The sequence below is a fragment of the Janthinobacterium sp. PLB04 genome, from assembly GCF_021165895.1.
In the GTDB taxonomy this organism is placed as follows: domain Bacteria; phylum Pseudomonadota; class Gammaproteobacteria; order Burkholderiales; family Burkholderiaceae_D; genus Janthinobacterium; species Janthinobacterium lividum.
This window is the reverse complement of record NZ_CP088968.1, coordinates 1,698,360-1,712,270: the sequence shown is the minus strand read 5'-3', so window position 1 is coordinate 1,712,270 and position 13,911 is coordinate 1,698,360. Positions and strand designations below refer to the sequence as shown.

The 13,911-nt window shown below is 61.4% G+C and carries 9 protein-coding genes; 6 read left to right on the top strand and 3 right to left on the bottom strand.

Annotation, left to right across the window (positions count from 1 at the left end):
* The 6 genes from LSO07_RS07350 (at position 1) to LSO07_RS07325 (ending at position 6,980) form a co-directional block, all read left to right on the top strand.
* Positions 1–870: a carbohydrate ABC transporter permease gene (locus LSO07_RS07350; RefSeq protein WP_151093076.1), complete on the top strand. Its 870-nt coding sequence runs from the start codon at positions 1–3 to the stop codon at positions 868–870.
* A 13-nt stretch (positions 871–883) separates the two neighbouring features.
* Positions 884–1,720 carry a carbohydrate ABC transporter permease gene (locus tag LSO07_RS07345; protein ID WP_080753349.1) on the top strand — a complete coding sequence of 279 codons (837 nt, stop codon included), beginning with the start codon at positions 884–886 and terminating at the stop codon, positions 1,718–1,720.
* 26 nt (positions 1,721–1,746) lie between these two features.
* Positions 1,747–3,075, top strand: coding sequence for an MFS transporter (locus LSO07_RS07340; protein ID WP_151094087.1), 1,329 nt, complete (start codon positions 1,747–1,749; stop codon positions 3,073–3,075).
* A 14-nt stretch (positions 3,076–3,089) separates the two neighbouring features.
* Positions 3,090–4,223 (top strand): ABC transporter ATP-binding protein, encoded by a 1,134-nt coding sequence (locus tag LSO07_RS07335; RefSeq protein ID WP_151093074.1) that lies wholly within the window; start codon positions 3,090–3,092, stop codon positions 4,221–4,223.
* 159 nt (positions 4,224–4,382) lie between these two features.
* On the top strand, positions 4,383–5,690 hold the full coding sequence (locus LSO07_RS07330) for a tetratricopeptide repeat protein (RefSeq protein WP_070257505.1): 1,308 nt from the start codon (positions 4,383–4,385) through the stop codon (positions 5,688–5,690).
* An 81-nt stretch (positions 5,691–5,771) separates the two neighbouring features.
* Positions 5,772–6,980, top strand: a complete 1,209-nt coding sequence (locus LSO07_RS07325; RefSeq protein WP_151093072.1) for a DUF5009 domain-containing protein — start codon at positions 5,772–5,774, stop codon at positions 6,978–6,980.
* Between the two features lie 2 nt (positions 6,981–6,982).
* Here LSO07_RS07325 and LSO07_RS07320 read toward each other — a convergent pair whose 3' ends face one another.
* From LSO07_RS07320 to LSO07_RS07310, 3 genes are all read right to left on the bottom strand, one after another.
* Complete coding sequence (locus LSO07_RS07320; RefSeq protein ID WP_151093070.1) at positions 6,983–8,104, bottom strand: acyltransferase family protein; 1,122 nt, start codon at positions 8,102–8,104, stop codon at positions 6,983–6,985.
* Positions 8,105–8,168: 64 nt separating this feature from the next.
* A complete protein-coding gene (locus LSO07_RS07315) occupies positions 8,169–10,883 on the bottom strand; it encodes a TonB-dependent receptor (protein ID WP_191909598.1) in 2,715 nt (904 codons plus the stop codon).
* Positions 10,884–11,059: 176 nt separating this feature from the next.
* Positions 11,060–13,744 (bottom strand): TonB-dependent receptor, encoded by a 2,685-nt coding sequence (locus tag LSO07_RS07310; RefSeq protein ID WP_099389472.1) that lies wholly within the window; start codon positions 13,742–13,744, stop codon positions 11,060–11,062.
* Between the last annotated feature and the right edge of the window lie 167 nt (positions 13,745–13,911).

Here is a 13,911-nt window from a genome sequence, read left to right as displayed (position 1 = left end):
ATGAAACTTACCCACCGCCATACCGTGCAAGCCTGGCTTTTCCTCACCCCCGCCCTGCTGCTGCTGGCCGCCTTTTCCTTCTGGCCCGTCGGCTACGGCTCCGTGCTGGCCTTCACCGATTACAGCCTGATACGCGAGACGCGCTTTGTCGGCCTCGATAACTTCCGCTACATCTTCAACAACGAGATGTTCGTCTCGGGCCTGAAAAACTCGCTGATGTTTTTACTGATGGTGCCCTTCGTGCAGGTGGGCGCCATCGTGCTGGCCGTGCTGGTGAACAACCGCCTGCCCGGCATCCGCCTGTTCCGCGCCGCCTTCTACGTGCCCGTAGTGACCACCGTTTCCGTGGTCGGCATCATGTGGGGCTTCATGTTCCACGAACAGGGCGCGCTGAACTACGCGATGATGACCTTGAAGCTGGTGAACGCGCCCGTGGGCTGGCTGTCGAACGACAGCCTGGCCCTGTTTGCCGTGATGTTCGTCACCCTGTGGCGTGGCCTGGGCTGGTACATGGTGATGTACCTGGCGGCCCTGCAATCGATCCCGTCGGACATGCAGGAAGCGGCCATGCTCGATGGCGCCAACCGCTGGCAGTGCTTCTGGAAGATCACCGTGCCGATGCTGCGCCCCACCATCATGCTGTGCTCCATCCTGTCCGTGCTGGCGGCCCTGAAGGCTTACCAGGAAGTCGATGTGCTGACCCAGGGCGGCCCGATGAACTCCACCTTCACGGCGCTGTACTACGCGTATGACCAGGGCCTCAAGCACTTGAAACTGCCGCGCGCGCTGGCGGCCAGCTTCGTCGTCTCGCTGTTCTGCATCGGCATCGCCCTGCTGTGTCTGCGCTACCTCAAACCCAAGCACCGCTGACAGGGGAATGACCATGACAACCCGTTCCCGCTCCCTGAAAACGCGCCTGCACATACTGGGCCACTATGCCGTGCTGTGCGCGATCGCCGTCGTCTGCGTCTTCCCCTTCTGGTGGACCCTGGTGACGGCCATTTCCACGGAAGGCAATATCTTTGCCTTCCCGCCCACCTTCTGGCCGAAGGCGCCGTCCTTCGACAACTTCATCGAAGTGTTCAATGCGATCCCAATCTGGTCGTTCTTCAAGAACTCCGTGCTGATCGCCGTGTTTACCGTGTTCTGGAAACTGCTGCTGTGTTCACTGGCCGCGTATCCGCTGGCGCGCCTGAAATTCCGTGGCCGCAAGCTCGTGTTCGGACTGATCCTCGCCACCCTGGTGCTGCCATCCGAGGTCAACTTCCTCGTCAACTTCATCACCATCACGCAAATGAGCCTGGTCGACACCTACACGGGCGTGATCCTGCCCAACGTGGTGACGGCCGTGGCCATCTTGCTGCTCAAGCAGGCGTTCGAGGAAGTGCCGCAAGACCTGATCGACGCGGCGCGTGTCGATGGCGCTACCGAGTGGGTCATCTTCAGCCGCATCATGCTGCCGCTGATTACGCCATGGCTGGCCACCGTCGGCATCCTGACGGCCGTCGAATCGTGGAATGAATACATCTGGCCCTCCATCGTCATGAGCAAACCCGATGAATTCCCCCTGTCGGTGGGAGTGCTGTACTTGCGCGGCACCTTCGGCAGCAGCACGCGCGTGATCGCCGCCGGCACCCTGATCACCATCGTGCCGACCCTGCTCGCCTTCCTGTTTACCCAACGCTTCTTCATGCGCGGCATGGACGGCGCAGTCAAATGAAAACGTCTCTCGATAAGGAAGCCCCCATGCACGACCAGCGCATCAGCATCAGCAAAAAAGTCCGCAGCCCGATTTCCTGGGTGCCCACCTTGTACTTCGCCCAGGGCTTGCCGTTCTACGCCGTGGCCCTGGTGGCCGGCCTGATGTTCAAGAGCATGGGCGTGCCGAACGACCAGATCGCCCGCTGGACGGGCCTGATCGGCTTTGCCTGGGTCTTCAAGTCGCTGTGGAGCCCCTTCCTGGAACTGGCGTCGAGCAAGAAGACCATGGTGGTGCTGTTCCAGTTCGCCGGTGGCCTGAGCCTGGGCCTGATCGCGCTGGCCCTGCAAACGCCGCTGTGGTTCGCCGCCTGCATCGCCGTGCTGTTCGTCGCCGCGCTGGCCTCGTCCACGCACGACATCGTCTGCGACGGCCTGTATATCGCCAGCCTGTCGGACAAGCAGCAAGCGGCCTACGCCGGCTGGCAAGGCGCCTTTTTCAATGCGGGCAAGTTCATCTCGCTGGGCGGCCTGGTGATCCTGGCCGGCTACCTGGAGAAAAAAATCGGCATCAAGCCCGCATGGTCGGTGATCTTCCTGATCATCGGCGCCATGATGCTGTCGCTGGCCGCGTACCACCTATGGGCGCTGCCGCAGGTGCGCAATGCGGTCGTGGCCGACAAGAGCGTGGCCGGCATCAGCCGCACCCTGTGGGACGTGCTGGTGGACTTCCTGAAAAAGCCCGGCATCTGGGGCATGATCGCCTTCATCATCCTGTTCCGCGCCGGCGAGGCGCAAGTGCAGACCATCGGCCCGCTGTTCCTGCGCGAAGCACGCGAACTGGGCGGGCTGGGCCTGTCGACGACGGAAGTGGGCGCCGTGTACGGCACGGCCGGCACCGTGGCATTCCTGCTGGGCAGCATCGGCGGCGGCTACTTCACTTCGTGGCTGGGCCTGAAGCGCGCCATGTTCTTCCTGATCCTGGCCATGAACTTGCCGAATCTGGTGTTCTATTACCTGAGCCACAGCATGCCGACCGACCTGACCCTGATCACGGCCGCGCTCAGCGTGGAGATGTTCGGCTATGGCTTCGGCTTCGTCGGCCTGATCCTGTTCATGATGCAGGTGGTCTCCGTCGGCAAGTACCAGACGGCCCACTATGCGTTCGCCACCGGCGTGATGCAACTGGGCTTCGTGCTGTTCAAGATGATCAGCGGCGACATCCAGACGGCGCTCGGCTACAAGACGTTTTTCCTGTGGGTGCTGGTGTCGGCCGTGCCCGTATTGATCCTATCGCGCTTCATGCGCATCGGCCCGAAGGATACCTCCGACCAGTCTGACGCCGGCGCCACGTCCGCGCCGGCCAGCGCAAGCTAGGAATCACACAGTCCATGGCACACATCGCATTAAAGAATATCGTCAAGCTGTATGACGACAAGCACCCGGTCATCCACGGCATCGACCTCGATATCCGCGACGGCGAATTCGTCGTCTTCGTGGGGCCCTCCGGCTGCGGCAAATCGACCCTGCTGCGCATGATCGCCGGGCTGGAAGACATCACCGATGGCGAGCTGCATATCGGCGGCAAGCTGGCCAACGATATCGCGCCGGCCGAGCGGGGCCTGGCCATGGTCTTCCAGAGCTACGCCCTGTATCCGCACATGACGGTGTACGAAAACATGGCCTTCGCCCTCTCCCTGGCGGGACACAAGAAGGCCGAGGTGCGCGCCGCCGTCGAGCGCGCGGCCGACATCCTGCAGATCACGCCACTGTTGAAACGCAAGCCGAAGGACCTGTCGGGCGGCCAGCGCCAGCGCGTGGCCATCGGCCGCGCCATCGTGCGCAAGCCACAGGTTTTCCTGTTCGACGAACCGCTGTCGAACCTCGACGCATCGCTGCGCGTGCAGATGCGCGTGGAAATCTCGCGCCTGCACCAGGAACTGAAAACCACCATGATCTACGTCACGCACGACCAGGTCGAGGCGATGACCCTGGGCGAGCGCATCGTCGTCTTCAATGGCGGGCGCATCGAGCAGGTAGGCAGTCCGCACGCGCTGTATAACAATCCCGGCAACCTGTTCGTGGCCGGCTTCCTCGGCGCACCGAAGATGAACTTCATCGCTTGCACGGCCGTTGCCAGCGGCCCTGGCTCGGTGGCCGTGCGCCTGCCCGGCGGCGCCGTCATCGACGTCGAAGCGCAGGGCGGGAGCGTGGCGCCGGGCGACGGGCTGACCCTGGGCGTGCGCGCCGAGCATGTCAGCCTGCAGCACGGGAACAATGCGGACGGCAACGTGATCGACGCGGCCGTCAGCCATGTCGAATACCTGGGCGACGTGGCCATCGTCTACGCCAGCATGCCAGGCGTGGCCGAGATGCTTGCCGTCAAGCTGCCGGCCGAGGAAGGCTTGCGCCACGCGGGCGACGCCATGCGCCTGCACCTGCCAGCGCAGCGCTGCCTGCTGTTCGATGCCGCAGGGCAAGCCCTGGCACGCACGTTTGCCGCACCCGCTCAGCCGTTTATGTGACAATAGCCGTTTTGTATCATGCCGCTTCTGTTTGACTTACGCAGGCAGAACGGCAGAAATGTGTTTTTCGAGCTTCCTTGCCCCTCTGGCAATGCCACTGCACGATGTTGCGGTTGCCAGTGCAGGTGCGTATTTTTGTTATTGATTGAAGGATTGACCATGTCCCAATTCCGTCTTGCCCGTCTTAGCCTGCTCCTGGCCGCCATCGGCCTGAATGTCCTGCCATCCCTGTCGCACGCGCAGGATGCCAAGCCAGCCGCCGCCGCGGCTGCAGCTCCAGCCGAATCGGTGCGCCCTGAAGTGTTCAAGCTGCTCGATCCGACCGCCGTGAAGGCATCGATGGATGCCAAGAACTACGCCGACGTGCAAAGCCGCATCGACCAGGCTGCCGCCATTCCGGCCCTGACGCCGTATGAAACGTTCGTGCTGAACCGCCTGCGCGTGGCATTGGCATCGGCCACCAACAATGCGCCCATGGCCATGACGGCACTGGAAGCGGTGATCGAATCGGGCAAGCTGGAAAAGAACGTCAAGGGCGATTTCATCCAGGCGCTGGCCAACTACCACTACAACGCCAAGGATTACCCGAACGCCATCAAATGGTTCACCCGCTACCAGACGGAAACGGGCGATGTCGCCAGCGTACGCAAGTACATCGTGCGCGCCTATTACCTGGGCAATGACTTTGCGCGCGCAAAACAGGAATTGCTGGCCGATATCACGGCACAACAGCAAGCGGGCAAGACACCTAGCCTGGAAGAATTGCAATTGCTGGCCAACACGGGCTCAAAAAGCAAGGATCCGGCCACCTACCTGATCGCCATGGAAAACCTGGTGCGCTACTACCCGTCGGACGACTACTGGACCGACCTGCTGGGCCGTTTGCAGGGCAAGGCCGGCTATTCCGACCGCTTCGCGCTGGACGTGCTGCGCCTGCAATTCCAGGCCGTCGGCACCATGTCGCCGCAAGATTACAGCGACATGGCTGAAATCGCCTTGCAAAACGCCTTCCCGACGGAAGCGAAAAAAGTCCTCGACGCCGGCTTTGCCAAAGGCGTGCTGGGCACGGGCGCGAATGCGGCCAAGCACAAGAAACTGCGCGACCAGGCCAACAAGGCTGCCGCCGACGATGCAAAAAACATCGCCAGCGGCGAAGCGTCGGCCATGAAGAGCAAGGATGGCACGGGCTTGATCAACCTGGGCTACGCCTTCGTGACGATGGACCAGTTCGACAAAGGTATCGACCTGATCCAGAAAGGCATCGCCAAGGGCGGCCTGAAACGTGCTGAAGACGCCAAGCTGCGCCTCGGCTATTCCTACGCCATGGCTGGCAAGAAAGATGACGCCATCAAGGTCCTGGAAACGGTCAAGGGCGGCGACGGCGTGGGCGACCTGGCCCGCTACTGGATCCTGTGGCTGAACCGTCCTGCCACGGCAGCGGCGGCACCGGCAGCAGCGGCACAGTAATTCCCGCTCCGTCCAGCATGCGCAAGGCAGTTCCCGGCTCAGGCCGGGGCTGCTTTTTTTTCGACCTTTTTTCATCCTTCCATGCCGCCAGCCACTGTCGCCACCGCCACCGCCGCCGCCGCCGAACGATTGACCAGCCTGGACGCCTTTCGCGGCTTCGTGATCGTCACCATGATCTGGGTCAACTACCTGGCCGGCATGCCCGGCATTGCCTGGTGGCTCGAACATGCGGGGCCGCGCGCCGACGGCATCAGCGTGCCGGACCTGGTCTTTCCCGGCTTTCTGTTCATGGTCGGCATGGCTATTCCGCTGGCCTTGCAGCGCCATTGCGGCCACGTCACGCCAGCCCTGCTGGGACGCCTGCTGTGGCGCTCCGCCAGCCTGATGCTGGCCGGCGTGGTGCTGGCGAACGCCTACCGCTACGATGCGCAGGCGGCGCTGCTGCCGCACGCCGTGTATTTCCTGCTGTTTTACGTGGCCATGATCCTGCTGTGGCGCCAGGGTGCGGGCAAGCTTGAGCTGGCTGCGGGCGGCGCCCTGATGCTGTTCCTGCTGGCGACGTTCCGCGGTGAATTGAATGCGGAATTTTCCAGCACCTGGCTGCAACCGTCCTGGTGGGGCATCCTCGGCATGATCGGCTGGTCTTACCTGCTGTGCAGCCTGCTGTACCTGGCATGCCAGGGCAGCGGCACGGCGCTGATGGGCGTGCTTTCCCTACTGATCGCGCTATACATGGGCGGCACGGCGGGCAGCCTGGATTTCCTGCCGGCGGGTATCAACGGGGTTGTCAACGTGCCGCAAGTGCTCGGTTCGACGGCGGCCAATGTGCTGGCCGGTACCCTGGTGGGCCGGCTGTTCCTGCGTGGCGCGGCATTGAACCATGCCCAGAGGATACGTTTCATGGCGTGGTTCGCGCTGGGCCTGCTGGTGGCCGGCCTGCTGCTGCGGCCGTATCACCACATCAACAAGATCGCGGCAACGGAATCCTACACGCTTGTGTGCAGCGCCATCATCCTGGCCCTGTTCCTCGTGTTTTATGTCGTCATCGACGTGTGGCGCTGGCGCGCCTGGGCGGTGGTGCTGTTGCCCGCCGGCACCAATGCCCTGTTCGCCTACATCGTGCCCGACCTGTGGCAGCAACTGGCAACCGTGCTGCACCTGCAGCGCTTCTGGTGGCCGTATCTGGAGACGGGCGGCGCGGCCGGCCTGTGGAATGCCGCCGCCGTCACCGCCCTGATGCTGCTCTTCACGGCCCTGGCCACACGCTATGGCCTGAAGCTGAAGTTCTAGCGCTAGACCTTGATATAGATCTTGCGCTTGTCCATGCCGTAGGCGATCAGCCAGCACAGCAGCATGAAGCTGACGGCAAACAGCAAGGAGCCCACGCGCGCCGGCGCCCAGCCCGTAAACCACTGCTGGTACAGCCACTGGTAGAGGTTGCCGCCACCGATGCGCACGGTAAACGCAATGATCACCAGCACTTCCGACACCAGGTAGATGAACAGGGTGTTCTTGCCGAAGACTTCAAAAAAATACGTCCAGCCCGTGATCTTGCGCACGTCGATGATGAACATCAGCAGCGCCAGCAGCAGCAAGTCCAGGCCGATGCCCAGCATCACGTAAGAGCTGGTCCACAGCTTCTTGTTGATCGGAAACACTTCATTCCAGCACAGCGCCACGGCCACGCAAATGGCGCCGGCCACGGCCAGCTGATACAGGCTCGAGCGCAATTGCATCGGTGCCGCCTGGCGCAGGAAGCTGCCCGCCAGGTAGCCGGCGATGACGTTGACGATAGCGGGCAAGGTGCCGAGGATGCCTTCCGGATCGAAGGCGATGCCTTCGCCGTGGTACAAATGGCTGTCGCCCAGCAGGATCAGATCCAACTTGGCCGGCGCGTTGCCGTGCAAGCTGTAGTCGCCCCAGGTCGCCAGGATGGCCCAATAGCCGAGCAAGGCGCAGGCGCTGAAGACCAGCGCGCCCCGCGTCTTCCAATAATGGAGGATCAGGGCGGCGGCCAGGTAGCACACGGCGATGCGCTGCAGCACGCCGGGGATGCGCGTGTGCGACAGGGGCGACCAGGCGAACTGGCCCGCATCGTCGAGCTTGAAGAAGGGGAACCAGTACAGCAGGAAGCCCAGTAAAAAGATCAGCGCGCTGCGCTTGCACAGCTTGGCCAGCACGGCGCCAGGGCCCAGATTTTCATACTTCCCCAGCGCAAAGGCCAACGCATTGCCGACGACAAACAAAAAGCTGGGAAAGACCAGGTCCGTCACGGTAAAACCATGCCATTCGGCATGCAGGAACGGCGCATACACGCTGCCCCAGTCGCCCGGCGTATTGACGACGATCATCAGGGCCACGGTCAGGCCGCGCAGGACGTCGAGGGCGAGGTAACGCTGAGGTGCAATAGTCATGTCAAACAATTCCAAAAGATAACAGCCAGCTCCCCGCTTGTGGCAGAAAGCCGGCAAAAAAAAACTACAGCTTGGCGCGCAGACCAAAGTAATACTGGCGGCCGTTCGAGTAGAGGGCCGTCGGCTGGTCCTGGTTGGCGCCGTAATACTTGAGTACCGGATTATTCAGGTTCAGCACATCGAAGGTCAGCGAATAGCGCTCGTCGATCTTGTAGTTGAGCGACGCGGCCAGGTTGCCCACACCATGCACATACTGGGGTGAGCTGCTGAACAGGCCGGCCAGGAAGCTGGAGCGGTAGGTGTAAGCCAGGCGCGCGCTCAGGCGCTCGTCCTCGTAATAGCCTTCCAGGTTGTAGGTGCCGCGCGAGCTACCGACCACGGCGGCGCCATCGTCGGCCTTGCCATTCGTATAGGTGTAGTTGCCCACCACGCCGAAACCGCCCCACAGGCCCTGCTGGTAACTGAGTTCCACGCCCTTGTTCTTGGCGCCGATATTTGTCGGCGACTGGATCACATAGGTGTTGAATTTCTTGAAGGTATTATTGTAGTAGCTCACGGGCGCCGTACCAAACGTCACGTACGATTTCATGTCCATGTAGAACGCGCCGACCGACAGCATGGCCTTCGGCGCGAAATACCATTCCAAGGTGGCGTCGTAGTTGGTCGAACGGATCGGTTTCAGATCCGGATTGCCGCCCGTTCCCGTCAGCAACTGGTCGTTCAGGTTGACGGCACCCACCAGCGCGCTGTAGTCGGCGCGCGCCATGGTTTTCGCTACGGCCGCGCGGGCCACCAGGTCCTTGCTCAGGTCAAACTTGAAATTGGCGCTGGGCAGCACGTCCGTGTAGCTGTGCTTGACGACGGTCGGCGTATAGGTGCCGAAGATGTTTTCCTGGCCAATGGGGTTCTCGCCGCCAGGCACGTTCGTCACCGTCGTCTGCTGGGTGCGCACCACGCGCACGCCCACATTGCCGCGCCACTTGTTGCCCGCCAGATTGGCCATGATATAGGCCGCGCTATCCTTTTCTTTCACGTCCAGCTCGGCCGGCCAGTTGCGCGAATTCGGTCCGCCCGAATTGTCGTATTTGTTGGCCCACGCCACGAGGTCGGCCGGATCGAGCTGCCAATAGCGGCCCTGCGCATTGCCGCCCAGCCCCTTGCCATAGTCGCCTGGGTATGTAGCGCCATTCCACTTCGGCAAGGGTGCATTCGTCGTGCCGTCGCATACGGCGCAACTGCGATTTTCCGGCCACGACACATTGCGGTGATGTTCCGCGTAGCGGGCACCGAACTTCAACGATTCGAGCACGCCGTAATCCATGCTCAGCTCGCCATCGGCCTGACCATATTTTTCCGTGTCCAGGGTTTCCACATGCGAACCCCAGGCCGACGCCGTGACCACGTTGGAAAATTTCGAAATATCGAGACCCGGAAAATTCAGCCTGGCCGGCGACAGGCCGTTCAGCTGGTACGACACGCCCACGCCCGTCAAGCCAGCCTCATAGCCGAGGTCGACGGGCGTTTCGCCGATGCCGCGCGTGTAGCCTAGGCTGCCCGTGATGCGCAGGCGCTCGCTGGCGCGGTAGCTGCCGTTGAAGTCGACATACGCGGTCGACGAGTTCGACCCGGGGCGGTATATCTGGTCGACCAAGGCCGGATACAGCTGGCCGTTATACGGCGTGGTGGCATTCGCGGCAGGAAATTGCGACGCGGGAAAATCTGCCGCCACCAGCGTATTGTTCTTGACCGTAAACGCGCTGGGAGTCACGCCGACGTGCTTGCCGTCATTGTCGACGGCATTCAGGTTGGCGCCCGGCTGGTTATAAAAGCTGCGGTTGTAATTGGCCGCGTCCAGCTTGGAATAGAAGCCGTTGACGTCGAGCATCAAATCAGACGTCGGCTTGAATTGCAGATCGATACTGCCGCCCTGGCGCTTGCGCACTTGCTCGAACAGGGCCGAGTTGATGCCCAGCGGCGCCAGCACGCCGGCCAGTTCCGGATATTTCTGCGCGGCCGGGCTGTTGGCGTCGATGGCGCCATAACCGAAGAATTCCTGGCCATCGCGGCGCTCATGGCGTTTTTCGGAAAACACCTGGAACAGCACGCCCAGGGTCTTGGCCTCGTTCTTCCAGTTGAACAAGGCATTCATTTGCGGATCTGTCTTGCCCGGCAAGTCCGCATAGATCGCCTGCACGGCCAGCTCGGCCGTGAACGGATTCTTGAAACTGAGGGGCTTGCGCGTCTCGATATTGATGGAGCCGGCCACGCCGCCTTCCACCAGGTCCGCCTGCGAACTCTTTTGCACAGTGACCCGGCTGACGATTTCCGATGGCAGCAAGGCAAAGCTGACGCTGCGCCCCACAGTGCCCACCTGGTCGGTGACGAACCAGTCGCCCGTGCCGACGGCATGGCCATTGATCAGGGTCTGCGTCAGGCTGGGGCTGGTGCCTCGAATGCTGACCCGGTCATTTTCCGAAAAACCGCCCTCGCCGCCTGCCGACGAGGAAATATTCACGCCCGGCACCCGCTGTACGGCGTCGGCCACGTTCTTGTCCGGCAGCTTGCCGATGTCTTCGGCGCTGACGACGTCGATCACGGAATCGCTGTTGCGCTTCTGGCTCAGCGACTGCTCCAACGAGGCGCGAATGCCGGTGACGACGACCTCCTGCATCGATGGAGCGGCGACCTGGGCCTGCTGCGCCTGGGCCGCCATGCTCATGGACAGCAAGGCTGCAGCGGCGGCGATGGGGTGCAATACGGGGTGCAAACGACTGTTCATAGACTCCTCGTTATAGATGTCCGCCACAGTGGCAAGACGGTTTTATATGAGTACAGACGGCAGGCGCCCTGCCAGTGGGCGTCGAAAAAAAAGGCAAGCTCCCAAACAGGAACTTGCCTTGAAAAGACCGAGGAAGACCGGGCCCGACGCGGATGCATCAGGCCAGATCGTCTTGCTTACAGCTTGGCGCGCAGGCCCAAGTAGAAGGTACGGCCGTTGCTATAGAAAGCGCGTGGCTGATCCTTGTTTTCCGCGTACATCTTGATGGTCGTGTTCGTCAAGTTAAGCGCATCGAACGTGATCGTGAAGTGTTCGTTGATCTTGTAGTTGAGCGAACCGGCCAGGCCGCCCGCGCCGGCAACGTGCTGGCTGGCGCCACGGTCCACGCCCGCTTTGTAAGCCGAACGGTAGTTGTAGGCCAGGCGTGCGCTAAGGGCATTGGCTTCGTAGAAGGCCGTCAGGTTATACGTGCTGCGCGATGCATTGACCAGTTCATCACCATTGTCCAGCTTGCCGTCGGCATAGGTGTAGTTGGCCAGGATGCCGAAGTCGCCGAACAGCGGTTGCTGGTAGCTGAACTCCGCGCCCTTGTTCTTGCCGCTGGTGTTGAATGGCGACGTGATCTGGTACACGGCATTGGCATTACGCTTGCTGTTGAAGTAGGTAGCGTTGACGGTACCATTCGACACGACCGATTTCAAGTCCATGTAGAACAGGCCCACCGAGAAAGCCGACTTCGGTGCGAAATACCATTCGGCGCTGACTTCGGCGTTATCCGACTTGACCGGGTTCAGGTTGACGTTGCCGCCGCTGCCGCTGAGTGCATCGTCGTTCAGCGATACCGAACCACCGAGCGCGCTGTAGTCAGGACGGGCGATGGTGCGGGCAATGGCGCCGCGGACGACCAGGTCATTGCGCACGTCGAACTTGATGTTGGCGCTAGGCAGGTAGTCGTTGTAGCTACGCTCGTACAGGTGCTGCGAGTATGCGCCCCAGTCGGAGCCGGTGATCGGGCCGCCAGCCTGGTTGACCAGCGTCGATTGCTTGGTGTGGACGGCGCGCAGGCCGAAGTTACCGCTCCAGTTGTCGCCCGTCAGGTTGGCCATGGCATAGATTGCCGAGGTTTTTTCCTTCAGTTTGAATTCGTCGGTCCAGTTATGGCGACGCACGTAGTCAAACAGACGGTTGCCAGGAGCCGCGCCCCATGCGCCCAGTGCCGAACCGTCGTACTTGAAGTAATTGCTCGACAGGTTGCCACCGAGATCCTTGGCGAAGTCGCTTGGGTACATGCTGCCATTCCATGCCGGGCCAGGGTTGCTGAAACCCAGGTCGCCCGGACGGGTCTCAAACGGATGCTCGGCATCGCGCTTGTGGTCGGTCAAGCGGCCACCGAACTTGACCGAATCCCAGATGCCGGACGACAGGCGCAGTTCCGCATCGATCTGGGCATATTTTTCCTGGTCGACGGAACGCGATTCGCCGCCGCCGGCCCATGCCGTCGAGCCAGGCTTGGTGGTGGTGCCGCCCGGATAGGAAACGCTGGCCGGGCTCATGCCATTCAATTGATACACCATGCCGCCATCGACGTTGTTCTGGTAGTACACATCATCACGGTCATAGCCGACGCCATGGGTCTTGCCCAGTTTACCGGTCAGTGTCAGGTCCTTGGTGGCGCGGTATTTGAAGTTGAAATCGAGATAGTACGATTCGCCACCGGCGTCAGGACGGTAGATATTATCGACTTCGCCCGAGTTCCTGGCGAAGGTGGCGCCTGTCAGCGTGCCATTCTTGACCGTGTAGTTGGTCGGCACCTGACCGGTCGACACGCCTTTGTCGTCCGTGCTATTAATCGAGTTGGCAGGCGCAGCCAGCCAGTTGGTGTTTTGATGCGGCGCCTTCAATTGCGAATAGAAGCCGTTCACATCCAGGGTCAAGTCCTTGCTGGGCTTGAATTCGATGTCGAATGCGCCGCCTTCGCGGGTTTTCTTTTGCTCGAACAGGCTGGCGCCGATAAAGGTCGGCACTTTCACGCCGGCCAGTTCAGGATGGGCCTTGGCCGCGTTGCTGCCCGCGGCGATGGGCGTGTAGCCGAGGATTTCCTGGCCATCGCGGCGCACGGTCGATTTTTGGGAAAAACCTTGCACCATGATGCCCAAGGTATTCGTGTCATTCTTCCAGTTCACCAGGCCGGAGAACTGCGGATCGGTCTTGCCGGCCAGGTCATTGTGGAAAGCCTGGATCGAACCTTCTGCCGTAATTTGGTTCTTGAATTCCAACGGACGGCGGGTGATCACGTCAATCACGCCCGAGACGCCGCCTTCAGGCAGGTCCGCCGTGGCGCTCTTGTGTACGACAACGGAGCTCACCAGTTCCGATGGCAGCAAGGAAAAGCTGCTGCTGCGGCCGACATTGCCGCCGAACTGGTTCAGGACGAACCAGTCGCCCGTGCTGATGGCGTGGCCGTTGAACAGGGTTTGCTGGAAGCTGGGGCTAGTGCCACGCAAGCTGACGCGATCGTTTTCGCCGAAGCCGCCTTCGCCACCGGCAGACGATTGGGTATTCACACCTGGCAGGCGCTGGATCGCGTCAGCCACGTTACGGTCTGGCATCTTGCCGATATCTTCGGCGGTGACCACTTCCACCACGGAATCCGCATTGCGTTTTTGCTTCAGCGATTTTTCCAGCGAGGCACGCACGCCGGTCACCGTCACCACGGTGGCCACGTCTTCGGCGGGCGCCTCCTGCGCCTGCGCCGAAAAGGACAGACCGGCGACCATCACGGCAACGGCCGCGGCGATCGGCGTACGGCTACGCGAACCGGATTTCACGACGGCAGCTGCAGGTGTCAAATTGCGTTTCATGTACTCCCCCTTGATTTAGGCTCCAGGATTGGATCCTTTTCATTTTTAATGTAGGTCTTCTTTCCAGCCACCCACTCTCGCCGGCATGCTGCAGACCCTTCGGCACAACCACTTACAAAACCAATTCAACGCCAATATACTACTATCCAATACCAGAACACTACCAG